The organism is uncultured Psychrobacter sp. (assembly GCF_947500265.1).
GTDB lineage: Bacteria > Pseudomonadota > Gammaproteobacteria > Pseudomonadales > Moraxellaceae > Psychrobacter.
The window spans coordinates 320,530-346,280 of sequence record NZ_CANMRN010000003.1; the positions used below are offsets into that span (position 1 = coordinate 320,530).

Below are 25,751 nucleotides of genomic sequence, written 5' to 3' on the forward strand. Positions count from 1 at the left end.
TGATAGTTGATAAGGTTTTTATAAATAACGAAGCATTTATAAATTACAAGGTCGTTATAAGAAGCTAACAGCCGTGCATAACCGAGCAACAAATAACGCTTAAGCTAATATCTTTGTTCATCTTTCCATTTTTGAGAAACTATTATGTCAGCATCAATCACTTCTTTTAAACCAAATAAATTGGCTTTGTTCACTGCTGTAACTGCAGCCATGGTCATAACCTCTGGTTGTCAGTCATTAAAAACGGCCAACGCGACCAACCAGCCAACGACCACTGTACAAGGTCAAAACGCTGATCAACCCAAAAAGCTAGAGAGCTTCAATATCACCGGTAAAATTGGGGTAACGACACCTGCGAATGATTCGACAGGTACTCAAGGTGGTAGTGCGTTTTATGCATGGGGTCAGCAAAACGACCGATTTGCCATTGAGTTGATTGGCGCACTCGGTATTGGTAAAACCAACATCGAATACAATGGTCAGACCGCTACTCTAGTCAGCGAAAAGACAGGTACATTGACTGCTGATGACCCCGAAACCTTGCTAAAGAAAGCCACTGGTTGGCAAGCACCAATTTCACAAATGCCTTATTGGATTTCTGGTCGCCCAGCACCTTCAGATAGTGCACCACAACTGGATGATCAGAGCCGCTTAGTTAGCTCAGTCAATGGTGAGTGGACAGCCAGCTTTACTTATAAAGGTACGGATAAGCTACCTAGTAAAATTAGTGCAGTACAGCCACAAGGCAACAAAGTTGTAATGACGATCAACCATTAATCCATCTTTTATTAACAACAGAAAGCCTGCTAAAGACCATCATTGCTAATTAAGATAGCTGTTTGTAACTGCACCTTATGATAAAAAATATGACTGAAAATATAGCCGAACCATTTGCTTCTACGATTACTCGTATATCACCTGCAAAACTCAATCTATTTTTGCACATCACGGGTAAACGTGCCGACGGCTATCATAATTTGCAAACGGTATTTCGCCTGCTTGACTGGGGCGATTACTTGCATTTTTCGGTTAGCAACGATGTCGTAATTTCTACTATAGCTAGTGAATTAACTGCCAATCAACTTTGTCATCAGCTACTGATATTAGATGGTGCAGAAGCTATCACTATTAGTATAGAAGACAATTTAATTTTCAAAGCGGCACGCGCATTGCTAGCATTTGCCATACAGTCAAACACTTTACCTGAGCAATTAGCAAAAGTGCATATCGCTTTAGATAAGCACTTGCCAATGGGTGCGGGTCTAGGCGGTGGCTCATCTAATGCAGCAACGACTATGCTGGTGCTCAATGAGATTTGGCAGCTTAATTTTACTTGTGATGAGCTTATAAAGATTGGCGCGACTGTAGGTGCAGATGTACCTATATTTATATTTGGCCAAGACGCTATTGCGATGGGTATTGGTGAAGAGTTAACTGCCATTGACCTACCTGACCAGCAGTATTTAATCTTAACGCCTAACGCTCATGTCAATACCGCTACCTTATTTGCGCATCCTAAACTACAGCGAGATATCGCGCCCCTATCGGTTGCAACTATCCAAAACCGATACGCTGACTATGTGCAAACGCTCACTACGCCTTATCATAATGTCTTTACCCCAGTGGTGACGAGCCTTGCTTCTGCTGTTGCAGATGCCTTAAGTTATCTACAGGGGTTAGAAGCGCAAACACTGAGCACAGCACGAATGACTGGCTCTGGTAGTGCCGTGTTTTTACCTCTAGATACGAGTATGGCTACTAATAAAAAACTTGTGGTGAAGTGGATTGCAGATGCGCCTTGTGCAGGGTATGTGGTGGGGAGTTTGTGATTTTCTATTATTACTTCTATGTCTTTTGAAGTATGAACTTCAATCTAAAAGACTCTGGGAAACATTACCTGTTGCATTAAACTCTAAAAAGCATGCTTTCGCTATTTCTAAATCATTGATAACCGTTGTAGCGCAATGCAACTCTCCCTTGATATACGTCCATTCTCCTTTAGGAGCATCAGGATTATAAGCCGTTCTTACGTCTACATATCCCTCTTCATCATAGTCCAATAGCATTAACAAATACCTTCCGTTCTCTAGATATAGAGTCAAATTTAGTGGCTCAACATCTTCTTTAGCAAGCATATTTTCCATGACGACTGTGCCACTGCATTTATCATTCAGCTCATTCAAGTTTGTCAAAACATACTCTTCGCTAGGCTTGTCTACTATACATATTTTTTTACTGACACCGCTGTCTACGTAATATCCTTCAAATTTTATATCAATCATTACCATCAGCCTCTAATTGATTTCAAAATATAGCCATACCACTTTATAATCTATATCAATATCTAAAACTATAATAAACCATTAAGGTCAAATATAACGACGCTTCTTAGGATTAACCTACCAAAATTCTTTCAGCATTGAATTAATATGAATAAATACCAGAAAAAGCCGCAAATGACTTGCAAAATCTGAAAATTTACTTATAATAGGTCGCCACAATAGGGGTATAGCCAAGTTGGTAAGGCATCAGGTTTTGATCCTGACATCCGTTGGTTCGAGTCCAGCTACCCCTGCCATTTTTTAGTACGAAGCGTTAGAGATACATCGAGTATAAGCGGTTTATAGACAGCCACTTATCTTATTGTCATTGACAACGTTATCCCAGTTTCGGTATAGTTCGCAATGGACACCGCTAGGGAAAAGTTATGTTTTAAACGGTTTATCCGTTTTTTAGATAACTGACAGGTCATGACACCATATTAAGAACGACTACTTAGTCGCTATTAACTATCGGTTGTTCATAGCCTAGACATTACAGGGGTATAGCCAAGTTGGTAAGGCATCAGGTTTTGATCCTGACATCCGTTGGTTCGAGTCCAGCTACCCCTGCCATTTTTTACTGTAATAGTATACTTCAATACCTTCACCACTCTTTTCTTAATTTGAGCAGTTTGACACTGCTTAGCGGTCGCTGCTTGAGTCAATCAATAGGACTTCTGTCATGCCTTATTTGGCGATTTTTACGGGTAATGCCCACCCAGAATTAGCAAAAACCGTAGCCGATCATCTTCACATACCTCTTGGTAAAGCTGACATCACGCGTTTTTCTGATGGCGAAATTGCCGTGGAAATCAAAGAACACGTACGTGGTAAAGATGTGTTTATCATGCAGCCTACTTGTGCACCGACCAACGACAACTTGATGGAAATCATGATGATGGCTGACGCCTTGCGTCGCTCTAGTGCTGGCCGTATCACAGCTGTCATGCCGTATTTTGGTTATGCTCGTCAGGATCGTCGTCCACGCTCAGCTCGTGTACCTATCTCGGCTAAAGTGGTTGCTGACATGCTAAACATCGTTAGTATCGATCGCGTAATGACTGTTGATTTGCACTCAGATCAGATTCAGGGTTTCTTTGATATCCCTGTAGACAACATCTACGGCACACCTGTATTGCTAAACGACCTACAAAAGCAAGACTATGACAATATCATGGTTGTTTCACCTGATGTAGGCGGTGTGGTTCGTGCACGTGCGATGGCCAAGCAGTTAGGCGATACCGACATGGCAATTATTGATAAGCGCCGTGCTCGTGCCAATGAGTCACAAGTAATGCACATCATTGGTGATGTTCGTGACCGTGATTGCGTCATCGTTGATGATATGGTCGATACTGCAGGTACATTGTGTAAAGCGGCTGAAGCATTGAAAGAAAATGGTGCCCGTCGCGTCTTAGCTTATATCACGCACCCTGTCCTATCAGGTAACGCACTGAAAAACATCAGCGAATCTGCATTGGATGAAGTGGTTGTGACCGATACGATTCCACTATCTGCTGAAGCCAAAGCCTGTAGCAAAATCCGTCAGGTAAGTATTGCACCGATGCTGGCTGAAAGCTTACGCCGTATCAATAACGAAGAATCTATTAGCGCGATGTTTGACGCTTAATCTGATACAGTTATTTTTAAAACAGCTATTGCAGTAATTTTTAGTAGCAATGACTGTAGTAAGACATCTTAAATAGTTAAAAAACAGAGCGTCAAGTAACATTACTTGGCGCTTTGTTTTGTGTAGGCGTTTTGCGTAGGTCTTTATTATTGCTACAGAATCACGTATAATGCGCGCCTGTGCTGACCTTTTCATTGTTTTTATTAGGCTAGCACTATCAAAAGTGCTGATCATGCTTAACAGCAACCATCGTTATGGTAATTATTATAGCGAGCGCTGCTATAAGCAAATGGCTAAGCTTAGACATTACGAGGTTTATTCGTAACGATAATTTTAGCTATCATCACGTATTAGTGGATTGGTCGCAAATCCACTTTTTTATGACCAGACACTTCATCATTTTTTTTATAGGATTATATCCATGAGCATTAATCATTTTGAACTAAACGCCGTTGATCGTGCTGCTGAACTACAAGGTAAAGGTGCGAGCCGCCGCCTACGTAAGCAGAACCTAGTTCCTGCTATCATCTATGGTGGTAACGAAGAGCCAACAGCTATCTCTATCAAGCTTAACGAACTAGTAAAATCACTAGAATTCGAAGCGTTTTTCTCACACATCTTGACTATCAACGTTGACGGTGAAGAGCATCAAGCAGTTATCAAAGATTTGCAGCGCCATCCAGCTAAAGGCTTCCCAATGCATGCTGATTTCCAGCGCATTGTAAAAGGTCAGAAAATCCACATGAACGTTCCTGTTCATTTCACTGGTCGTGAAGATGCGCCTGGTACTGCTGCTGCTGGTGTACTATCTACTCTAGTATCTGATATCGAAGTTATCTGCTTACCATCACAACTTCCTGAATACCTAGAAGTAGATGTGTCTGGCATGGAAATCGGTGATTTGTTCCGTCTATCAGACATCAAACTTCCTGAAGGCGTTGTTATTCACGAGCTTGAGCTAGAAGACGGCCATGACCGTACTATCGTTAACATGCAGCCACCAACAGTAGAAGAAGTTGATGCTGATGCTGACGTTGATGCTGATGAAGTACCAGCAACTGAGCAAAACGACGGTACTGAAGAAAACAAAGACAGCGAGTAATTACTATTTCTAACTAGTGCATTATTTTGTGCTGGTTAGTGATACATTCGTTTAGTCAATAAGACAGCAGGTGATTAAAATCTCCTGCTGTTTTTGTAAGTAAGGTTTGAAAATAAACTGTCTATCAGTACTTCACACCTTACCCCTATTTATCAAATTCAAGCAGGGTGTTTTTATGGCCATAAAGCTTATTGTCGGTCTTGGTAATCCTGGTCAGCAGTATATGTTTACGCGTCATAATGCAGGATTTTGGTTTGTCCATCATTTGGCTCAGCAGTTTAATATCACGCTCTCCCCTGATAAGAAATTTCATGGAGTGACAGGGCGTGGGCAGATTCATGGGTCTGATGTGCGCTTACTTATGCCGCTGACGTTTATGAATAAATCTGGTCAGTCAGTGGTGCCTATGGTAAATTTCTATGGCATCAAAAATGATGAATTGTTGATTGCTCATGATGAGCTCGATATTCCAGCTGGTAGTATCAAACTCAAAACAGACGGTGGACATGGTGGTCACAACGGCCTACGTGATATCACACCGCATATCGGCAATGATTTCCATCGCCTGCGTGTGGGTATCGGCCATCCTGGTCACAAGTCTAAAGTTAGTGGACACGTTCTCTCTAAAGCATCTCCTGATGAGCAGATTGCGATTGATAGCGCGCTGACAGCTGCTTTTGAAGCGCTCCCATTGTTGTTAGATGGTGATGTCGAAAAAGCACGTTCACAAATCAATGGCTTTAAATTACCAGAATAATATAGTCGTTCAATGATAATGACCTTTTATTTTGGCAATTTTATCCCCATTAACCTTTTGATTTAGTTAATTAATATCAGTTACGCCAAGGAACCAACCTATGCTACTTAATATGCTTAAATGCAAATTACACCGTGCCCGTGTTACCCATGCCGAGCTTCATTACGAAGGCTCTTGCGGTATCGACGGCGATCTATTAGATCTTGCTGGTCTACGCGAAAATGAATCTATTGATATCTATAACGTGACCAACGGTAAGCGCTTTCGCACCTATGCTATCCGTGCTGAGGCGGGCTCTGGTATTATCTCATTAAATGGTGCTGCGGCTCATATGGCAGATTTGGGCGATATCGTTATCATTTGTGCTTACGCGCATTTTGATGAAGTTGAAGCGTCAACGTATCAGCCAAAACTTGTCTATTGCAACGAAGACAACACCGTTAAAGACACAGCAAATATCATTCCTGTACAAGTTGCTTAATATGACAGGATGGTGAGGTTTTGGTAAATTTAAGATAACCACAAAGTTATATCTTTGAATTAGCTGCTATTATTACTAAAAATCTCGATGCTAAAGGGAAAGCTGAATCTAAATCAAGATTCGGCTTTTTTTATGCCACTTTTATTTATCAAATTCACATTTTTCATCATATACAAGGAAACATACTGATGTGGTTGGCCGCGCTTGCAATACTGATTGGGTTAGCAATTTTAGTTTGGAGTGCCGATGTCTTCATTGATGGAGCGACAGCACTAGCAAAGAAATTTAGTGTGCCTAGCTTCTTAATTGGTGTCTTAATATTGGGTATAGGCACGTCAGCGCCTGAGATGGTGGTATCAGTACTAGCAGCGATAGAAGGCAGCCCTGAGCTGGCTCTAGGTAACGCTTATGGCTCAAATATCATCAACATCGCATTGGTACTTGGTGCAACTGTATTGATTAGCCCTATTATCATCCGTAGAGGCATCGTAAAGCGCGACTTGCCCTTACTGCTGCTAATTACTGTCATCGCCGCTTGGCAGCTACGTGATGGGACATTGAGCCAAGTTGATGGTATCGTATTGTTGATTTTGTTGGTCGCCGTTTTAGGACTACAGATCATAATGAGTATACGCGAAGGCTATCATGAGCACGAAGACGATATAGTCGTGGCTAATGCTGACTCAGAGCACTTAAATAACTCAGAGAGCTTAGAAAAGCTAGAACCAAGCGTAACGCGTGGTCTTGCGAGTTTAATCATCGGTATGCTGATGCTCGTAGCCAGCTCACGCGCTATCGTTTGGGGTGCTGTTGAGCTAGCAACGCTATGGGGGCTTAGTGAGCTTATCATTGGTCTAACGATTGTCGCAGTTGGGACATCATTGCCTGAACTGGTATCGAGCCTGTCAGCAGCCCGTAAAGGCGAGCATGATATGGCACTTGGCAATATCATTGGCTCTAATATTTTCAATACTTTGGCAGTTGTCGGCTTAGCAACCGTCATTGCTCCTATCGCTGCTGATCCAGTGATTCTATCACGTGATGTAATGGCAATGGGACTATTGACGATATTGCTAGTTACCCTGTGCGTATTTGCCTTTAAAACAAAACGCCAGTTCGGTCGTACGTCAGGTGCCACATTGGTACTGTTTTTTATGGGCTACACTGCATGGCTGATTCAAAGCGTTAGTATTTAACTTTTTAGGCTAAACCAGCTGAGCAGTGGTACAACTAAATTTTACGTCAATAAAAGTTATTACGTTAATCAAATCAGACTACGATTTTTTCTTACGATTTTTAAAACCGCGCCATAGCCCTTCATGTGCCACTTTTGGCATCTTTAGGGTGATGGTGTTGGACAGCATATCTTGTACCGCCAGACCGCGAGGGTTGAACAGACAGAACACATAGTTGAATACCAAACCAAGAAACGCGCTGGCCAATAAGGCGGCGCGTGATCCATCAATAAGACTGCCAATAATGCCGAAAATCAGCGGCATCAAACAAGCGGCCAAGATACGCTTAAATGATTGACCCCATGTTAGCCATTGACCTGAATCATTGATCGTTTTTAACCGCCACGTCTGCATACCTAATGTCTGACCACCACGGCGCCAAAATATTCCGTAGAATGCCACGAGCGTCAGTACAAATGATGGCGTCATAATGGCGTTCTGATACCAAAGCGGCAGTGACTGAGCTTGTGAGGATTCAGTACCCGTCTCCATAGTCAATAGCGTGCCGACCACAGTCAATATAGTACCAACCAAAAACAATAACGCTAAAATCAGCATACCATCATAGAGAATCGCCACGACACGAATCATAGGCTTAGCGATGGTTGGCTCTTCGTTAGGATCTCGCTGTACAGGCGCACTCGATTGAGGCTTTGATTTGCGAGTCGTTTTTGACGGACGTTTAGATGGACTTTTTGACATGGTACAAGCTCATAGCAAGCAGTGAATAGTAACGCTATTGTACCGTAAATGGTGGGGCTATCGTACATTATCCTAGATGACTATCCAATATCATAGATGGCTCTCCAATATCGTAGATTGCTCTTTAATATTATTAGTTGGCTATCCAATCATGTTATACACAGAAGATGATCGTAGAATAAATAAGTAGAAGGGTAAAAGCTACAGACATAAAAAAACCGCCAATTGTCATAAGACAGGCGATTATTTTAATATTTTCTAGCTTATATTAAGCTATTATGCAAATGGTGCGCCTGGAGAGATTCGAACTCCCGACCCCTTAGTTCGTAGCCAAGTGCTCTATCCAACTGAGCTACAGGCGCGTATTTTGCACTTTATCCACTGCGAAGATAATATCTTTTGCAGTAAATTAGGTTGGTCATTATATAGATAATATCGCTTGTGTCAACATCTTTTTTAATTAAAACAAATTATTTTTTGAATTAATTATTAAAATGTTTAACGCAGTATATTGCGTTATTACTCTAATAACAACTGAATAAATGGCGGTGAAGGAGGGATTCGAACCCTCGATACGCTTACACGTATGGTTCCTTAGCAGGGAACTGGTTTCAGCCACTCACCCACTTCACCTAACGATTCAAGACATTTATAAAAAATCTATAAACATAGTATTGATGCTAACAATACGTCTCATGTCGTGGGCGAGTATTATAACAAAGCCAAAACGAATTGCAAGCATTGTCTACAGATTTAATGCGGCTTTTACCAAAATTATAGATATAAGTACTTATATTGTATTTTTATAAGGAAAATTGCGACATATCATTGCTAAATATAACAACCAAACTGCTTATCAATACTAGGTCTATTCATCCTGCCGTCTTACACCTCATCCACAAGCATAAGACTATGATAGATTTTTTAGTAGTAGGTGGCTATAGTATTTGTCACTTACTTCAAAATCTCTTAAAAGGAGCTGTTATGCGACCTGTCGTACTGTGTTTTTCAGGATTAGACCCTTCAGGCGGTGCTGGATTACAAGCGGATATCGAGGCCATTGGACAATCAGGGGCACATGCAGCCATCGCGTGTACGGCGGTCACTATCCAAAGCTCACAGCAGGTATTTGGCTTTGAGGCTTGTGCGGCATCGTTGGTAAAAGCTCAAGCTACTGCGGTGCTTGATGACTTGCCCGTTAGTGCTATCAAATCAGGTATGCTCGGCACCACTGATAACATCGCAATGTTGACCGACCTATTTGCTGATCAAGTTATCGATAATAATACGCCATTTGTCTTAGACCCTGTACTGGTCGCGAATAGCGGTGGTAGCTTAGGCGATGAAAAAACTCTGGTTAGCGCCTTTAGACAATTGCTGCCCTACGCCACTTTAATCACTCCAAACACTCATGAACTACGAGCGCTTAGCGGTGAGCAAGACTTGCATGTCGGGGCAAAGAAGCTATGTACTCAAGGTACTCATGCGGTACTGGTAAAAACCTCACATGATTTTGATAGCGGTGATATCGAGCAATACTTATATATACAGGGGGAAATGGTCCATAAAAGCACCTTGCCGCGCTTAGATGGTGAGTTCCATGGCTCAGGATGTTCACTCGCCAGCTTTATCGCTGGACGCTTGGCAATAGGCGATGCTCTCATCGATGCAGTAAAAGCGGCAGACAGTTGGATTACCCAGACATTGCGGGCAGCTGACGCACCGCATCCTGATGACACTCAAGCTCAACTCATACCAAATCGCTTTGTTCGTTTTTAGAATATTTACAAAGCAATAGCTTACCCAAGTAACAGACGCAAAAAAGGCGCTCTATAAAAATATAGAGCGCCTTTTTTATGACAGTTTTTAAATTCAACTCTATTAGACTTAACCTAACATTGGCAACACACTCGCAGCCAAACCACCGATGAATATCTCCAGCAAATAAAATGCTAAGAAAGCAACCATTGGCGATAAGTCTAGCATACCTAAATTCGGCGTAATACGACGAAACGGGGCCAAAATAGGTTCAGCCAAATTAATGATAATGCCGATAATCGGGTGCTCAGATCTGGTAAACACCACAATCCAGCTAACGATAATAGAACCAATCACTAAATAGCGACACATGCGTAAAAAGTCTAACAATAAGCTAGTCGTACCAGTGAAGAATAGCGGTACAGGGGCAATACCTTTATGCGTCAATGCTGCCTTTCCAGAGATATCGATTAGACGAATCAAAAACATTAGCACGATAGCGGCAATGCTAATACGACCCTGTGCAACAGTCGGAAAAATACGCCCAAATACATCGACGATATGCGTCGCTTTATAAGCAGGTGCAATCATCGGATTGCTCGCATCCATTCCTGCAAACTGCAACATAAAACGAATAAACACCAGCATCATAGCGAATGTGGTGACCAAATCAAAAATTTGAAATAACATGTTGTTCATGAAGTGCTACTCAATGTGACATTATTAACAGATTCTAGGATGACAAATGTCATTATCAGATGCTGATGATTACATAAGGTGTGTCGTCAATTATCACTCACAGCACACCTTGTCAGTGTTTACTTACTCATCTCTTCACTTAACGCTTGGCTACGATCATAGCAAGCTTGCATGGCTTCGCTGATTTGACGACCAATCTCATTGGCTTGCATTGACTCGACCGCTGCCTGAGTAGTACCGTTCGGTGAAGTAACTTTACGGCGTAGCTCAGCTGGTGCATCATCACTGTTCATCGCCATTTTTGCAGCACCTAACATGGTCTGCATAGCAAGCGCTGAGGCTTGTTCTTTATCCAGCCCTAATGCAACTGCCCCATCGACCATCGATTCGATGAAGTAAAACATATACGCTGGCGCTGAACCTGATACAGCTGTAACCGCATGCATATGCTCTTCGTCATCGACCCACATGACCAAACCTGAGGCTTCCATAACGGCCGTTGCTAGCTGTTTCTGTTCTGCTGAGATGTTATCTGTACCATAAAGGCCTGTCGCACCCATCTGAATCATAGAAGGCGTGTTTGGCATTGCACGGACGATATTGCTATAGCCGCCCAACATGTTTGATAAAAGATCAGTCGACAAACCTGCCGCGACTGAAATGACCAATTGATTGTCTAGTACATCAGCAAAAGCACTTACCACTACTTTCATCATTTGTGGTTTGACTGCGAGTACCACTATATCTGCACCGATCACAGCAGACTTTGGATCAGCCATTGGATCAACAGTATTTAGACCTTTGGCGGCTAATTGCTCACGTGCATCGCTGCTAGGATCGGCGACCGTGATTAGATTTGGTTTGATGCCGCAACCCACAAGCCCGCTAATGAGCGCTTGTGCCATGTTTCCGCCACCAATAAAACTGATTTTTTTATTATCTAATACCGACATACTTGTCTCCTAGTCACAAAATTCAAAGGTATTCAACTTAACATACTGATATGTAAAACGACACTCAGTTTATCATACTGCCACTATTACCGTTTGATAAATTCAAAATGTCACGCCTGACATCAACCTGATAAAAATCAATGAGTCAGCCAACGGATATTAAACTTTTGACACTTTTTATTTTAGACTAAGATCACTTTCAATGTACTCAGCCAATTGATTGCTTTTAACATCGCTATCGGTCTGCTCGGAACTCAAAAGCCAACTCTCAAATGGCGATGCTAGTAGTAGAGGAATATCAGTTTTTATATCACTTCCAACTTCAGATTTTTTTATAAAAGTGATGCTGACTACCATTAAGCTGTCTCGTAGCCATAGTGGAATCCCAAGCGTTTGATACAGTTTTTTGCCTGCTTGTGGGCGCACAGCCATCTCGGTTTTTAGCCGTTGCTCACGGTCTAACGGTGCTATTTTTAACACTGCCTGCTGTGCTATTCCGTCTACACTATTTTCTAACAATCGTACCAGCGCATTTGCTTTTACTTGCAACTGCCAAGTATAACGACCACTGCTCCGCACAGTGAGTGATGCGAGATTATGATCAGCTGAATGGTTAGATAAAGTTATTCTAGGTAGTGTTACGTCATGCTCGATCAACGGTAGCTTCAGCCAAGACAGCCACTCGCTGCTCATACGATAGAGCTGCTGACGATAGCGCCGAATGGTATAAGATGCTTTACGACCTTGCCAAAACAGTTCTGTCTGATGATCTTGGTCATCACGTTGGCTGAGAGTTAGCACATCATCGACGAGTTGCTTAGCAGGTGGTAATGGCTCATCTTGACCGAGCCAATAGTGCAATAGTTGCTGTTGACGATACATGGGTAGCTTTTGTAACGTATCGATATTTAGCACGCGCTGTGCAGGTAAAAGTTGCAGGTCTGTATTTTCTGTCTGCTGCATATCCTGCATAGCTTGAGCATTGACTGTTTCCTGTGCATCACTTAACAGCTGCGCACTGCGCGCAATATTATCAATGACATTAGGATTGTATGTAGCCAGTATTGGCATGATGTTGCGGCGTAGCCCACTACGTACGTTGTCGCCGCTGTCATTAGTAGGATCATCTATATAAGGCAACTCTAAACGCTTAGCATAGGCGCTAATAGTGGCTCGTCGTATCGTGAGCCAAGGTCGCCACAGTATATTGCGCTGTACGCCCTGCGTTTGCACTCGCCATGGCTGCATACCAGACAGACCATTGACTCCTGCTCCTTGAATCAATCGCATTAATACCGTTTCAGCTTGGTCATCAGCGTGATGCGCTAATAGTAATACATCGTCTTGGTTGATATGAGCGCGCATAACATTATAGCGTGCTTGCCGAGCGGCCTGCTCATCATGTCCATTCACTTGTGCCTGTAAAATGCGACAAGGTATTTTTTGAGCCGCTGCCCAATTGGCAACATGCTTAGCCCAATGCCGACTATCCGATTGTAGCCCATGATCGACATGTAACAGCTGCGGCAGACATGGTAATTTACCTTGTCGGTAGAGCTGCACACACAGCGCCGCAAGAGCTAATGAATCACGCCCACCACTACATGCCAGCCAAAGGCGACGACCATGCAGCTGATCATTATACTCAGACATACTGCTCAATAATGCGGTTGCTAGAGTCTCATCAACTGGCAAATCAGCGATTGATTTAATAGGATGTGAGATGATTGCGCTGCTGGTCATAGTCAGCCTTATTTTTCGTTATTTTAGATGCTTCATATAGTAACAGCCATAAAAAAACGCGCCATTAAATGACACGTTTTTATTTTAGCATTAAGACTCAGACTCTAATATGAAAAGCCTATTATTAATAATAGCGACTTCACAATGAAGGCGCCATAGCAACCAACTAAGCAGGCAACATCACTTCTGAGTTGAAAGACTTTAGCTTTTCATAACGTAGCTCACAACGCTCTTGAGGATCCAGGTCTTTAATCTCATCAAGCTGCTCAGTAATCAATGCTTTTAGTGCATTCATCACAGGTTGTGGCTGCACATGTGCGCCCTCGCCTTCTTCGATGACAGCGTCAATCAAACCCATTTGATAAAGGTTAATGGCGTTTAGTTTTAGCGCTTCACTAGCGTCTTGTGCTTTTTCAGCGGTTTTCCAAAGAATAGAAGCGCAACCTTCTGGCGAGATCACTGAGTAAATGCTGTTTTGTAGCATATTTACTTTATCACCAACCCCAATTGCCAATGCGCCACCTGAGCCACCTTCACCAATGATAGTCACAATTACAGGCACTTTAAGGCTAGAAAATACAGCAATGCTTTCTGCAATCGCTTGCGCCTGTCCACGCTCTTCTGCGCCAATACCAGGATAAGCACCTTGGGTATCTACAAAGGTCATCACCGGAATGTTAAAGCGCTCGGCCATTTTGACCAAACGAATCACTTTGCGATAGCCTTCAGGGTTGGCCATACCAAAGTTATGAGCAATACGCTCACGGGTACTACGACCACGATGCTGACCAATCACCATCACAGGCTGACCATCAAAACGCGCAAGACCACCTAAAATGGCTTTGTCATCGGCAAAAGCACGGTCGCCATGCAACTCGTCAAATTCGGTAAAAAGCTGATTAACATAGTCCATAAATAATGGACGCTTGGCGTGTCGTGCAAGCTGCACACTATCCCAGACAGTGCTCATAGACGCTTCCCTTTAATAATTATACTTAATGTATTTATGTTTAAGAATAATATCGTTATCCGTGTTCAGATAATGAAAGTACAGTTGTAAACTCAATAGAAGCTATAGTAGCACATCTTAAATAGCATGACATTATCGACAACGCCGCTTTTGTTACGTTAATCTTTAACTCAATACTTACAATGGTAACTGCTCAACCTCTGGAGTCTCAGCCTCTTGAGCTTCAATCACACTAAGCTGTACGCCCCATTTTGCGAACTGGTCAATCTCCGTACGCAAATCTGCGAGTAAGAAAGCATAATGTTCACTGCTATCCGCTAAAGTGATTTGCCAGCTGTTTTCAGCGAATACCTTTAATTCTAACTCTGGTAGCGCATAATCACTGCGGCTATGATGCGCCAGTACGGCGAGGCGTAACAGTAAACAGAGATAAACCAGCTGATCGCCACCAATCTGACAAGTCTGCTCTAGCATATCGGCTTTGAGCTTGCGGCGATGGTTAAGCATCAGCTGCGCCATGCGTTTCTGATCGACTTGCGAAAATCCTGGAATATCAGAGTATTCAAGCAAATATGCGCTATGCTTGTGATAACTACTATGACTGATTGCCAGCCCTATCTCATGCAAGAATGCAGCACGTCTGAGCAAGTCGCAATCATCATTGGACAGCGCAAGCTTATCTTTTACTTGTTCAAATAAATGACGGCTGGTTTTCACCACTTGCTTGGCTTGCTTTTTGTCCCCTGAGTAGCGCTTGATTAATGCCAATACACTGCGGTCACGCACATCTTCACTAGCAAAACGGCCAAGCATATCGTACATAACGCCTTCACGTAACGCACCATCTGAATAAGTAATAGTCTCAACGCCCAGCACTTTCATCACCGCGCGCAATACTGCCACACCAGCAGGAAATACGGCTTTACGATGTTCTTTGACGCCTTCTAACTCGATATCATCGATATTGCCAATCTTAATCAGCAATTTCTCTAATTTTTTGACACCTTTATAGGTAATGCGTTCTTGCTCATCGGCCCAACCTTTTGATACTAAAACATTACGCACCGCTTTGATTGTACCGCTTGAGCCAACCACGCTACTCCAGCCTGTCTTTTGATAGCGACCATTGATGGCTAAGACTTCTTTGCGTGCACCCGAAATCGCACTATTGAAGGCTTCTTTAGTAATCAGTCCGTCAGCAAAGAATTTTTGGGTAAAGGAAACACAGCCCATCTGTAAACTTTCAGTCAATAATGGATCGAAATTTTGACCAATAATAAACTCTGTCGAACCGCCGCCAATATCCATAACCAAGCGTTTATCACTACTCTCGTTGGTATGCGAGACGCCCAAATAAATCAATCGCGCCTCTTCGCGGCCCGCGATAATCTCAATAGGTTTTGGCAGAATTTTATTGGCACGAGAAATAAAGTCGTTGGCGTTTTTGGCTTGACGCAACGCATTGGTCGCGACCACACGAATCCGCTCTGGCGGTACTGAATCCAAGCGCGCCACAAAGCGGCTTAAACAATCAAGACCACGCTGCTCAGCGGCTGCGCTTAGAATATTGTTTTCGTCCAGACCGGCGGCGAGCTGTACCTTTTCAGACATCGAGACTACTTTTCGCACTTCCCCATGGTCAAGACGAGCAATAGCTAAATGGAAACTGTTGGAACCAATATCGATGGCTGCCATCATTTCATCATCGCCAATTGGCGGATTCGTAAGGTAGTCAATAGGCATAGGACAAGTCGTCACCGTGTTAGAGAGAGTGGATAGTTTACCAAAATCACGTGCTATATAGTTATAAAATCACATGTATAGAAAAAAGTCATAACCACAAAAATCAGGGCAATTTTATCATTAAAGCATTTATGCCAAACACTCGCAAGCAATGCAAAACTGTAGTGGGGACATCGAAGACCACCCTATGAGCTGACAGGTATCGGCTCAGCATCTAGCGCTTGTGTTACGCATATCGGTTTGCTACATTGAAAGCTATCAATATCATGATAAAAAACCGTTATTTACAGAATTTTTATTCGTATCACTCACTTCAAAAGCCACCAGCTAATCGGTTAAAAACCATCTGCAATTAATAGTTATCAAACCCACCAGCAAGGAAGCTAGTCACATGAATCAGACCACTACAAAAGACGCTACCCAAACTACTGAGACCCCTATCAGTAGCGCTAAAAAAGACATGGTAAAAACTGAAAGTTCGCCTAAACAGGCATTTTATGATTTTTACTTAGATGAGCATCAAAACATGGCCTGTCGCCGTCTACATTTCGCAGGCAGTAGCTTTGGCTTACTTGGACTGGCAAAGTCTGTCAAAACTGGCTCAGCCAAACCTTTGGTAAAGGGCATCGCTGCTGGATATGCCTGTGCATGGGTTGGACATTTCTTCTTTGAAAAGAACAAACCCGCTTCTTTTAAGTTTCCATTGAAAAGCTTTGTCAGCGATTTTCGTATGTATAGCGATGTACTACGAGGTAATCTAAGCTTGAGAGATCGCAAGTTTGATAAAGCACGATAAAGTTTAGTCGTCATATAAGTTAAATGACAAAAAAACTGGGCTACTATTTTTAGCGGCCCAGTTTTTAATTATATTGATAGCTTCATTGATGTCAGCTAATTTCTATAAGCGAAACGACACATTTCTTATCGTAAGGATTTGCGTAATATTTTGCCAACAGCAGTCTTAGGTAACTCATCGATAAACTCATAGGACTGTGGGCGCTTATAACCAGTTAAACGCTTGCTTGCAAAGTCTTTTAGCTCCTCTACGGTGAGATCCGCGTCTTTTTTGACCACAAACGCTTTTGGCACTTCCCCGCTATGGTCATCTGCCACCCCGACTACAGCAACTTCGAGCACCTTGGGATGTTCAGTCAGCGCAGCCTCTACTTCATTGGGATATACGTTAAATCCTGATACCAGTATCATGTCCTTTTTACGGTCGACGAGTGTCAAAAACCCCTCATCATTCATGACGCCGATATCACCTGATCTAAAGTAGCCATTTGGGGTAAAAGTATCAGCATTGTCTCGCTGCCAATAACCGCGCATGACCTGTGGCCCTTTGATACAGACCTCACCCCTTGTACCTGTTGGGCACGTATTCCCATTCTCATCAATGATATGGATATCTGTCAAAGCCAATGGCAGTCCAACGCTGCCATTGAACTCTGTAATGCCAGACGGATTGAAAGAAATAACAGGCGCCGTCTCAGACATTCCATAGCCTTCGCTAATAATCATACCTGTCACTTGCTGCCATTGATCAGAGACCGCTTTAATAATCGCTGTGCCACCTCCGATAGATAAGGCTAAACGACTAAAATCTAGACTAGCGAATTTTGGGTGATGCAGCATACCAATGAATAATGTATTCACTGAAGGTATAACGTGAGGTCGGTGCTGTTCAATGGTATTCACTAGACCATCGATATCACGTGGATTGGTGACCAATATATCTTCCCAGCCGCCATAAAGACCTAGCAAGCCGCAGACCGTAAACGAAAAAATATGATAAAGCGGTAAGGGATTAAGTATTTTAATCTGCTCGCTACGATTGGCTTCAATCGTTTTACCAAACATCGCGTAGCACTGGCAGACATTGGCCATGACATTATAATGAGTAAGCATAGCGCCTTTTGGCTTGCCAGTCGTACCACCTGTATATTGCAGTAGCGCCAAATCTTCACGTTCAATCGTAACTGTTTTGAACGCTTCTGCATCATAGGCTTGCATAATATGTGCAAACATTATGTTGTGCTGTGATGATTCATTTGATGATTCGGTCGAGGCATGTGTTTGCTCATCTGTGTTCGCAGATTGTGCTGTGCCAATTTGACTGAGCAAGGCAATGTCATTATCAGCAATGCTAGGATCTATGGAACATCTGACCACCCATTTTAACTGCGCTTTGACTGTATCATCTAATTGCTCATAAGCAGTGCTCATGCCATCTAACACAATTAGACCACAGGCTTGAGCGTCAGTGAGCTGATGTGCCAATTCATATTGGGTATACATGGGATTGACATTGACCAATACCACACCTGCACGTAGGCAACCCAGCAGTACCACGGCATACTGCAGTATATTTGGCAGTTGTACCGCAATGCGGTCGCCTTTCTCAATACCTTGCGCTTGTAAAAAAGTAGCAAAACGTCGACTGGCAATATCTAGCTGCCTAAAAGTGAGCGACGCCGTACCCATACTAAAAGCTGGCAGCTCACTATGCTGTTCAATCTTTGGTTGCAGTAAGTCAATCAGATTTTGCTTACCTTCCAATACATTCAAATGATTGTCTAGGCCGTATTGGTCGTAAGTGGCTTGCCATAATGGCGCGGTATTGGTAGAAGTACTGGTACTCATTCGTTTGCATCCTTGCTTAATTATCCGGGTTTACCTCAGAATATCATAACTTGTTGTCTGTTTTTCGGACGCGCAGGCAAGAACTGTATAAGCATCAGTCACGCTAATGTCTATACAAACAATCTTCAAAAATACTTTATATTATTTCCAATATGATTATAAATAAGATATCGATAAATAAAAAAACCAGCAGAGATCACGGGATGACCTTGCTGGTTTTTTTAAGCTTCAACTTTTTAGTTAGCTAATAACTTACATGGCTAAACTATGCTTTTGCCATTTCTGCAAATATCTCATCAGCCGCTTTGATTGACGCATCAATGTCTTCATCGCTATGTTTGATAGACATAAAGCCTGCTTCATAAGCTGATGGTGCCAAGTAAATACCGCGATCTAGCATACCGTGGAAGAAAGTATTGAATACGTCCATATCGCACTCTGTCACGTCATCGAAGTTTTTTGGCGTTTCGGTTGCGTTATCTTTGACAAAGAACATGCCAAACATACCGCCCAACTTGTTGGTACGTAGATGGATGCCATGTTTATCAGCTGCTGCTTGGAAACCATCCATTAGGTGATCAACTTTCGCTGCTAATTCGTCATAAAAACCCTCTGCCGTTAAGTCTTCAAACATAGCGATACCAGCGCGCATCGCTAGTGGATTGCCTGATAACGTGCCAGCTTGATAGACGCCGCCAAGTGGCGCGATGCAAGACATGACTTCTTTTTTACCACCGAAAGCACCAACGGGTAAGCCAGCACCGATGATTTTACCGAAACAGGTCAAGTCTGGGTCAATACCAAAATGGGCTTGTGCACCGCCAAGACCAACACGGAAGCCCGTCATCACTTCATCAAAAATCAATACTGCGCCATTGGCTGTACATTCTGCGCGCAACGTATCATGAAACTCTTGTGTTGGGATAACCATGTTCATGTTGCCAGCGATAGGCTCTAAGATAACGCAGGCAATTTCTGCACCCCATTTCTCAAAGCAGTCCTTAATCGCTTGCGGATCATTATAAGGAATCGTAATGGTATGCTTAGCAAAGTCTGCTGGCACGCCTTTCGACGTTGGCTCACCAATATCAAGCATGCCAGAGCCAGCTTTTACCAACAAGCTGTCTGAATGCCCATGGTAGCAACCTTCAAACTTCACGATTTTGTCACGCTGAGTATAACCACGTGCTAAGCGGATCGCGCTCATGGTCGCTTCTGTACCAGAGCTAGTCATACGAATCATCTCAACGCTAGGCACGATTTCACAAATCTTGTCAGCAACGGTGGTTTCAAACGGTGTTGGTGTACCAAAGCTTAGACCATCATCAGCGGCTTTTTTCACCGCATCGATGACTTTTGGGTGCGCATGACCCAAAATCATTGGGCCCCAAGAGCCGACATAATCGATATAAGCATTGTCTTCGGTATCATAAATTTTGCTGCCATTGGCACGGTGCATAAAGATTGGCGTACCACCGACCCCTGCAAAGGCGCGAACCGGTGAGTTAACACCACCTGGGATGTGCTTACGTGCTTGTGCAAAGAGCTGTTCGTTTTTAGTACTCATAATTATTCTCTACTTATAGCGACATTTATAACGACAATGCTTTGTGATTAAACGTCTGCTTTATATTTGTTTATTATCGAATCTTTCAAGAAGTTTTTACAATTTAAGCTTTTTTGACCACAGAAGACTTAAGCTTCATTGGTCCGTAGCCATCAAGTTTGCAGTCGATATCATGACCGTCAGTAGCATCTGGCAACAGGCGAATACTTTTCGCTTTCGTCCCTACTTTAATCACGATTGAAGAGCCTTTGACTTTTAGGTCTTTAATGACCGTCACCGCATCGCCGTCCTGTAGCTCATTGCCGACAGCATCACGAATAACTGCGTCTTGGTCTTCAGCTTGCGCTGCATCAGTCTCAGCCGCCGTCCATTCATGAGCACACATAGGACATACCAGTAACGCACCATCTTCGTACGTATATTCAGCATCACATTTAGGGCAATTTGGTAAGCTCATTATTTCCTCGACAGCCATCGTACATTAGGTTAATTGTAGAGCTGATATTGTACCGTAACTCACCATCTTTAACCAATTTGTACGCTTGAAAATCAAACGCTATGCCCAATTTAACACTTAACTCATCGCTTATTGATGACGTTTTTTATGACAGGGTTTTTTGTGGTACTCTTCTTAACCTTATTTAGATTTATGTGCACAGATGCTGTCAATGACAAAAGCACCCATATAATTTTTTATCACTTCGATTTCATCTATATATTAGGGCGTGTCCCTATTTTAAAAATGGCGATAAAAATGAGATAAATCGCAAACAAACAAGGAAAATAGCGCAGGTAATATCGAGCTATTGGCCAGCTATTTGACGCCGTTTGCTAAAGATATATCTATTTTTAGCCCATTTAGTCATAAACATTTGAATTAGGGACATGCCCTAATAAGTAAGCTCTCATCAGAAGGATAATAACAATGACTCAGTCTTCAAATTTATTAGCCGTACCGCAGTTTTCGCAATTAACTATCCAAGGCGAAGACGCCGAAAAATTCTTGCAAGGGCAATTAACTTGTGACGTTACCAAGCTCGGGCTTAGCTATCAGGCCGCCGCCATCGGTAATCTAAAAGGTCGTATTGAGTTTGGCATCTGGATCAAAAAACAAGCAGAAAAACATTATGATGTGGTCATAAGTAGCGATTGTGCTGAGTCTTTGCAGGCGCATCTTAATAAGTACGGGGCATTTTCTAAATTTGAGACCAGTGCACCAGCAGCGATTCATCCTTGTGTGCTAGCAGATGAGCCAACTTTTAGTCACAAAGACGACCATAATACTGCTGAGGATACGCAGGCTTGGATGGCGTGCAGCTTAGCTACTGGTAATTATTGGGTTGTGGCCGCCACTCAAGGTGAGTTTCAACCGCAAGAACTGCGTTTACATCAGCGCGGCGGCATGGACTATGATAAAGGCTGCTACTTAGGCCAAGAAGTCATCGCTCGTATCTACTTTAAATCTGCACCCAAAGCATTTTTACACTATGTGCAAGGTACCGGTGAAGCACCAAGCGCAGGTGACAAGCTCGATAAAATCCAAGTGGTCAATGCGATGAAAAATGACGATGGCTTTACCGCTTTGGTCGTGGCACGTCCTGAACAATTGGCAGAAAGCGATTTGAGCATATTGGACTTGCCAGCTGCACTACAAGTAGATGTGGCACGCCCAAAATAGAAGCACATTGAATCAGGCAAGCAACGCAGCGAAGGTGATGGTCGTTTAATACAGCGCGACCGTCATTATTAACATGAGCATAGAGAATCCTATGACACATATTGCGGTACTCGGAGCAGGCGTGGTGGGCGTGACCACCGCATGGTATCTACGTCAGGCAGGCTATGATGTGACCGTGATTGAGCGCGAACCGGCGGCAGGTATGCAAACGTCATTTGCCAATGGCGGCCAAATATCTGTCTCACATGCCACGCCTTGGGCCAACCCTGCGACCCCGATGAAAGCGCTCAAGTGGTTGTTTAAAGAAGATGCTCCGCTACTGTATCGTTTGCGCGGTGATAAAGCTCAGCTCAAATGGGCCATGCAGTTTCTGCAAGAGTGCCGCGCCGATAGAGCCGATGCCAATCTGGTGCAAATGGTGCGCCTAGGTCTATATTCAAGAGATACCTTACAACAGCTGCGCGCGGATATTGGCATCAACTACGAACAGCAAACACGCGGTATCATGCATTTTTATACCAATCAGGCAGAGTTTGATGCGGCTATCGAACCCACTGAACGCATGCAAGCGCTTGGTTGTGAGCGCCATGTGATTGATATTAATAATGCTGTCAATTTAGAGCCAGCGCTCTACCCAATTGCGCATAAGCTCACTGGGGCGACCTATACCAGTCGTGATGAGTCTGGCAATGCACACTTATTTACTCAACGTTTGGCACAGTGCTGCATTGATGCTGGCGTACAGTTTTTATATGATACCGAGATTTTGGCACTCAATGCTGATGCTGACTCTGCCCGTCCGCATGTGCACAGTATTACTATCCGTCCAAAAGGCGAAAATGCGCAGACTTTCACGGCTGATACTTATGTGGTCGCGCTTGGCAGCTATAGCGTACCTCTGCTAAAACCTTTGGGCATACACGCGCCAATATTTCCAGCAAAAGGTTATTCGGCTACTTATACGGTGAATCCACGTGCGCCGCATTTAGCGCCTTTTGTTAGTCTAATTGATGATGAATTCAAACTGGTCACCTCACGATTGGGTAACAAATTGCGAGTCGCTGGTACCGCTGAATTTAATGGCTATAACTTAGACTTAAATGCCACGCGCTGTGAAGCCATTACTCGGCGCGTGCAGCAGTTATTTCCAAAAGGCATTATTGCAAACTCGGTACAATATTGGACAGGACTGCGCCCGATGACCCCATCGAACGTACCTTTGATTGGTCGTGCGCACTGCGGTCAAGTCAAACATGGCAGTCATAACGCTTCAGCGACTTTTGATAATTTATGGCTCAATACAGGACATGGTACATTGGGATGGACACACTCTTGCGGTTCTGCAAAGGCCCTTAGTTTATTAATCCAAGGTGAAACGCCCAACGTCGATTTTGATTTCGTTGGTATGAGCGTTTGATCGAGTCAGCGATATATTTAAATTGCAAACAAAAAAAGGCGCTCACTTTACGTGAACGCCTTTTTTTTATTTCTACAAATGTATGATTAACTTTATGCTAGTGCGCCTTCCGCTACAGTCTCTGTAGCAGTAGACAAACTATCTTCACCCATATCCAATGCTTCTAGTTGCACAGGCACACCGTTGACTGCGGCATTACCACTCAGCTGGTCAATTAAGGTCTCATCAGTCAAATCATTAACGCTGACACCTGCATGCGCTTGCGCAATCTTTTGCTTCACCCCTTTACGACCGTGACCAAAACCATGCGGGATACTGACCACTCCTGGCATCAGCTCATCCGTCACTTCTGCTGCAATGACCACGCTACCTACTCGAGAAGTTACTCTGACATCTTGACCGTCTGCAATGCCATGTTGCGCTGCCGTTTGCGGATTCAGCATCAATGTACAGCGAGATTTACCTTTTACCAGTCGATGGCTATTGTGCAACCATGAATTGTTGCTACGTACATGACGACGACCGATTAGCAAAATCTCATTACTGTTGTACTGTTGCACCATTTCTTTAACACGTGCCAAATCTGACTGATAAAAATCGACATGAAGGTGAATTTGTTTATCGGCGTGTTTAATAGCCTCTGGCAACATACGATGTAGTGGACCTAAATCAATACCATGCGGATTTTCGACTAAGGCTTCAAATGTCACGTCTTTATGAGGTCCATACTTTAGACCTTGCTCTAACAAGAACTTAGGACCAAAGGCTTTTGTCGCGGCACGTTCTTTTTGCGTTGCTTCTGGCGCATCTTTGTCTAAGCGCTCTGCCAGTCCTAAATAAATCTCCCAGTCATGCTTGGTATCGTCAGTTTTATCAAACAAAGCAGGCGAATATTTGGCGACATTGTGCACGGCAAAGCCGTTAAAAGTAATGTCATAATGGTCGCGCTCTAATGGCGATACAGGCGGCAAAATAATATTGGCATGGCGACTGGTCTCAGTCACGAAATAATCAAGCGAAACCATAAACTCTAACTGAGATAATGCTTCATCTAACTTTTCACCATTTGGGGTACTCAGAACAGGGTTGCCAGCGACCGTAACGAATCCCTTTAACTGGCCTTCCCCTTCGACTAACATCTCATCTGCCATCGCAACCACTGGATACTCACCATTAAAATCTGGCAAGTTGCTGACGCGGCTATGACGTTTACCCAGATAGCCTGGGCCAGAACTGTTCACAACATCGACAGCAGGATTTGGGAACATGAGTCCGCCCACTTCATCTAAACGACCCGTGACGATATTAATGACCATAGATAAATATTGGCTCAGCAAACCAAACTCTTGCACCGAGATGCCCATACGGCCATAACAAACAGAGCTTTCCGCTTCACAAAACTCTTTGACGATACGTTTGATTTCGGCTGCGGTAATACCCGTGATATCTGCCACTGACTCAGGTGTGTATTGTTCAGCAAACAAAGCAAGTCGATCGATCTCAGGTGCCAAGGCAGCCACTCTAGTATCGAGCTTGGCATAGCCTTGCGTATAGATTTCATTGAGCATAGCCAATAGCAGCAATACGTCTGTCGCTGGACGAATAAAGTGGTGTTCGCTGGCGATGTCAGCCGTTTCGGTACGTCTTGGATCAACCACCACTACCTTGCCATCGCGCGCTTTGATATCTTTTAGCTTTTGACGCATATTGGGCGCAGTCATGATACTGCCGTTAGAAGCCAGCGGATTGCCACCGATGATAAGCATGTATTGCGTGTTATTGACATCGGGAACTGGAATGCGCAGCATATGACCAAACAGATGCATGCTAATAATATGATGCGGCAGCTGGTCAATAGAGGTGGCAGAAAAACGACTGCGCGTCTTTAAACTGGTAAGTAGTTGTTTGATGGTCAACATACCACCCATGTTATGTACGTTAGGATTACCTAGATAAACACCCAACGCATTTTGACCATACTTTTGCTGTATGGATTGAATACCTGCGGCGACTTTATCCAACGCTTCTGGCCAACTAATAGATTTCCAACCGTCTGCCGTTCTCTCTACCGGCTGACGCAAACGGTCAGGATCTTCATGCAAGTCTTGCAAAGCAGTGGCTTTCGGACAAATATAGCCTTGTGAAAAGGGATCGTTTTTGTCCCCTTTAATCGACAAGACTTTTTCGCCATCATGTTTTATTTCGACGCCGCACATTGCTTCGCACAATGTACAAGTTCTAAAATGCGTTTGCGTTTCGCTTAACGTTGGTGCAGCCGTGGTTGTGGCCATAGTCACTCTCCCTGTTGTGTTTTTTTGTTCTAGATTTCATGACAATAATTTTTGCTTATTA

Annotated in this window: 22 protein-coding genes and 4 tRNA genes; 13 read left to right on the forward strand and 13 right to left on the reverse strand. The window is 43.4% G+C overall.

The annotated features are described in order from the left end of the window. Positions 1-144 precede the first annotated feature (144 nt). Together lolB and ispE are read left to right on the forward strand one after the other, a co-directional pair. Entirely contained in the window at positions 145-777 is a 633-nt protein-coding gene (gene lolB, locus Q0788_RS06240) for a lipoprotein insertase outer membrane protein LolB (protein ID WP_298808801.1), read from the forward strand. Positions 778-866: 89 nt separating this feature from the next. Then, positions 867-1,829 (forward strand): 4-(cytidine 5'-diphospho)-2-C-methyl-D-erythritol kinase, encoded by a 963-nt coding sequence (ispE, locus tag Q0788_RS06245; protein ID WP_298808804.1) that lies wholly within the window; start codon positions 867-869, stop codon positions 1,827-1,829. 39 nt (positions 1,830-1,868) lie between these two features. Here the strand turns inward: ispE and Q0788_RS06250 are convergent, their stop codons facing one another. Then, complete coding sequence (locus Q0788_RS06250; protein ID WP_298808807.1) at positions 1,869-2,282, reverse strand: hypothetical protein; 414 nt, start codon at positions 2,280-2,282, stop codon at positions 1,869-1,871. Positions 2,283-2,502: 220 nt separating this feature from the next. Between Q0788_RS06250 and Q0788_RS06255 the strand changes: the two genes are divergently transcribed. The 7 genes from Q0788_RS06255 (at position 2,503) to Q0788_RS06285 (ending at position 7,487) form a co-directional block, all read left to right on the forward strand. Further along, a tRNA-Gln gene (locus Q0788_RS06255) sits at positions 2,503-2,578 on the forward strand. A gap of 240 nt (positions 2,579-2,818) precedes the next feature. Further along, positions 2,819-2,894 (forward strand) — tRNA-Gln (locus tag Q0788_RS06260). A 109-nt stretch (positions 2,895-3,003) separates the two neighbouring features. Then, positions 3,004-3,951, forward strand: a complete 948-nt coding sequence (locus Q0788_RS06265) for a ribose-phosphate pyrophosphokinase (protein ID WP_057758042.1) — start codon at positions 3,004-3,006, stop codon at positions 3,949-3,951. A 421-nt stretch (positions 3,952-4,372) separates the two neighbouring features. Next, positions 4,373-5,053: a 50S ribosomal protein L25/general stress protein Ctc gene (locus Q0788_RS06270; RefSeq protein ID WP_057758040.1), complete on the forward strand. Its 681-nt coding sequence runs from the start codon at positions 4,373-4,375 to the stop codon at positions 5,051-5,053. Positions 5,054-5,228: 175 nt separating this feature from the next. After that, on the forward strand, positions 5,229-5,810 hold the full coding sequence (pth, locus tag Q0788_RS06275) for an aminoacyl-tRNA hydrolase (protein ID WP_101205142.1): 582 nt from the start codon (positions 5,229-5,231) through the stop codon (positions 5,808-5,810). A gap of 100 nt (positions 5,811-5,910) precedes the next feature. Beyond that, the gene (gene panD / locus Q0788_RS06280) at positions 5,911-6,291 is read left to right on the forward strand and encodes an aspartate 1-decarboxylase (protein ID WP_010196068.1); all 381 of its coding nucleotides are present in this window, start codon (positions 5,911-5,913) and stop codon (positions 6,289-6,291) included. 188 nt (positions 6,292-6,479) lie between these two features. Continuing rightward, positions 6,480-7,487 carry a calcium/sodium antiporter gene (locus tag Q0788_RS06285; protein ID WP_298808810.1) on the forward strand — a complete coding sequence of 336 codons (1,008 nt, stop codon included), beginning with the start codon at positions 6,480-6,482 and terminating at the stop codon, positions 7,485-7,487. A 78-nt stretch (positions 7,488-7,565) separates the two neighbouring features. Here the strand turns inward: Q0788_RS06285 and Q0788_RS06290 are convergent, their stop codons facing one another. From Q0788_RS06290 to Q0788_RS06300, 3 genes are all read right to left on the reverse strand, one after another. Continuing rightward, positions 7,566-8,228, reverse strand: coding sequence for an RDD family protein (locus tag Q0788_RS06290; protein WP_298808812.1), 663 nt, complete (start codon positions 8,226-8,228; stop codon positions 7,566-7,568). Positions 8,229-8,513: 285 nt separating this feature from the next. Beyond that, positions 8,514-8,590, reverse strand: a tRNA-Arg gene (locus tag Q0788_RS06295). A gap of 181 nt (positions 8,591-8,771) precedes the next feature. Beyond that, positions 8,772-8,861: transfer RNA gene (locus Q0788_RS06300), tRNA-Ser, on the reverse strand. Between the two features lie 351 nt (positions 8,862-9,212). On the opposite strand from Q0788_RS06300, the gene Q0788_RS06305 reads away from it, so the two are divergent. Then, the gene (locus tag Q0788_RS06305; RefSeq protein WP_298808815.1) at positions 9,213-10,007 is read left to right on the forward strand and encodes a hydroxymethylpyrimidine/phosphomethylpyrimidine kinase; all 795 of its coding nucleotides are present in this window, start codon (positions 9,213-9,215) and stop codon (positions 10,005-10,007) included. A 108-nt stretch (positions 10,008-10,115) separates the two neighbouring features. Here the strand turns inward: Q0788_RS06305 and Q0788_RS06310 are convergent, their stop codons facing one another. The 5 genes from Q0788_RS06310 to ppx all read right to left on the reverse strand — a co-directional run bounded on the left by Q0788_RS06310 (position 10,116) and on the right by ppx (position 16,094). Next, positions 10,116-10,676, reverse strand: a complete 561-nt coding sequence (locus Q0788_RS06310; protein ID WP_298808817.1) for a YggT family protein — start codon at positions 10,674-10,676, stop codon at positions 10,116-10,118. 128 nt (positions 10,677-10,804) lie between these two features. Next, a complete protein-coding gene (gene proC / locus Q0788_RS06315) occupies positions 10,805-11,638 on the reverse strand; it encodes a pyrroline-5-carboxylate reductase (protein WP_296209212.1) in 834 nt (277 codons plus the stop codon). Between the two features lie 177 nt (positions 11,639-11,815). Beyond that, positions 11,816-13,381 carry a tRNA lysidine(34) synthetase TilS gene (gene tilS, locus Q0788_RS06320; protein ID WP_298808820.1) on the reverse strand — a complete coding sequence of 522 codons (1,566 nt, stop codon included), beginning with the start codon at positions 13,379-13,381 and terminating at the stop codon, positions 11,816-11,818. Positions 13,382-13,547: 166 nt separating this feature from the next. Further along, positions 13,548-14,351: an acetyl-CoA carboxylase carboxyltransferase subunit alpha gene (locus Q0788_RS06325; protein ID WP_102078709.1), complete on the reverse strand. Its 804-nt coding sequence runs from the start codon at positions 14,349-14,351 to the stop codon at positions 13,548-13,550. Positions 14,352-14,528: 177 nt separating this feature from the next. After that, positions 14,529-16,094: an exopolyphosphatase gene (gene ppx / locus Q0788_RS06330; protein ID WP_298808821.1), complete on the reverse strand. Its 1,566-nt coding sequence runs from the start codon at positions 16,092-16,094 to the stop codon at positions 14,529-14,531. A 460-nt stretch (positions 16,095-16,554) separates the two neighbouring features. On the opposite strand from ppx, the gene Q0788_RS06335 reads away from it, so the two are divergent. After that, positions 16,555-16,890 (forward strand): DUF962 domain-containing protein, encoded by a 336-nt coding sequence (locus Q0788_RS06335; protein WP_227511221.1) that lies wholly within the window; start codon positions 16,555-16,557, stop codon positions 16,888-16,890. A gap of 125 nt (positions 16,891-17,015) precedes the next feature. On the opposite strand, the gene Q0788_RS06340 is transcribed toward Q0788_RS06335, so the two are convergent. From Q0788_RS06340 to Q0788_RS06350, 3 genes are all read right to left on the reverse strand, one after another. After that, on the reverse strand, positions 17,016-18,737 hold the full coding sequence (locus tag Q0788_RS06340) for an AMP-binding protein (protein WP_298808822.1): 1,722 nt from the start codon (positions 18,735-18,737) through the stop codon (positions 17,016-17,018). A gap of 265 nt (positions 18,738-19,002) precedes the next feature. Then, on the reverse strand, positions 19,003-20,304 hold the full coding sequence (hemL, locus tag Q0788_RS06345; RefSeq protein WP_298808823.1) for a glutamate-1-semialdehyde 2,1-aminomutase: 1,302 nt from the start codon (positions 20,302-20,304) through the stop codon (positions 19,003-19,005). A 103-nt stretch (positions 20,305-20,407) separates the two neighbouring features. After that, on the reverse strand, positions 20,408-20,761 hold the full coding sequence (locus tag Q0788_RS06350) for a zinc ribbon domain-containing protein YjdM (protein ID WP_057758016.1): 354 nt from the start codon (positions 20,759-20,761) through the stop codon (positions 20,408-20,410). 468 nt (positions 20,762-21,229) lie between these two features. Between Q0788_RS06350 and Q0788_RS06355 the strand changes: the two genes are divergently transcribed. Then, a complete protein-coding gene (locus tag Q0788_RS06355; protein ID WP_298808824.1) occupies positions 21,230-21,982 on the forward strand; it encodes a folate-binding Fe/S cluster repair protein in 753 nt (250 codons plus the stop codon). Between the two features lie 91 nt (positions 21,983-22,073). Then, the gene (locus tag Q0788_RS06360; protein WP_298808826.1) at positions 22,074-23,399 is read left to right on the forward strand and encodes a D-amino acid dehydrogenase; all 1,326 of its coding nucleotides are present in this window, start codon (positions 22,074-22,076) and stop codon (positions 23,397-23,399) included. A 92-nt stretch (positions 23,400-23,491) separates the two neighbouring features. Here Q0788_RS06360 and Q0788_RS06365 read toward each other — a convergent pair whose 3' ends face one another. Then, on the reverse strand, positions 23,492-25,690 hold the full coding sequence (locus tag Q0788_RS06365; RefSeq protein ID WP_298808827.1) for a molybdopterin oxidoreductase family protein: 2,199 nt from the start codon (positions 25,688-25,690) through the stop codon (positions 23,492-23,494). Positions 25,691-25,751 lie beyond the last annotated feature (61 nt).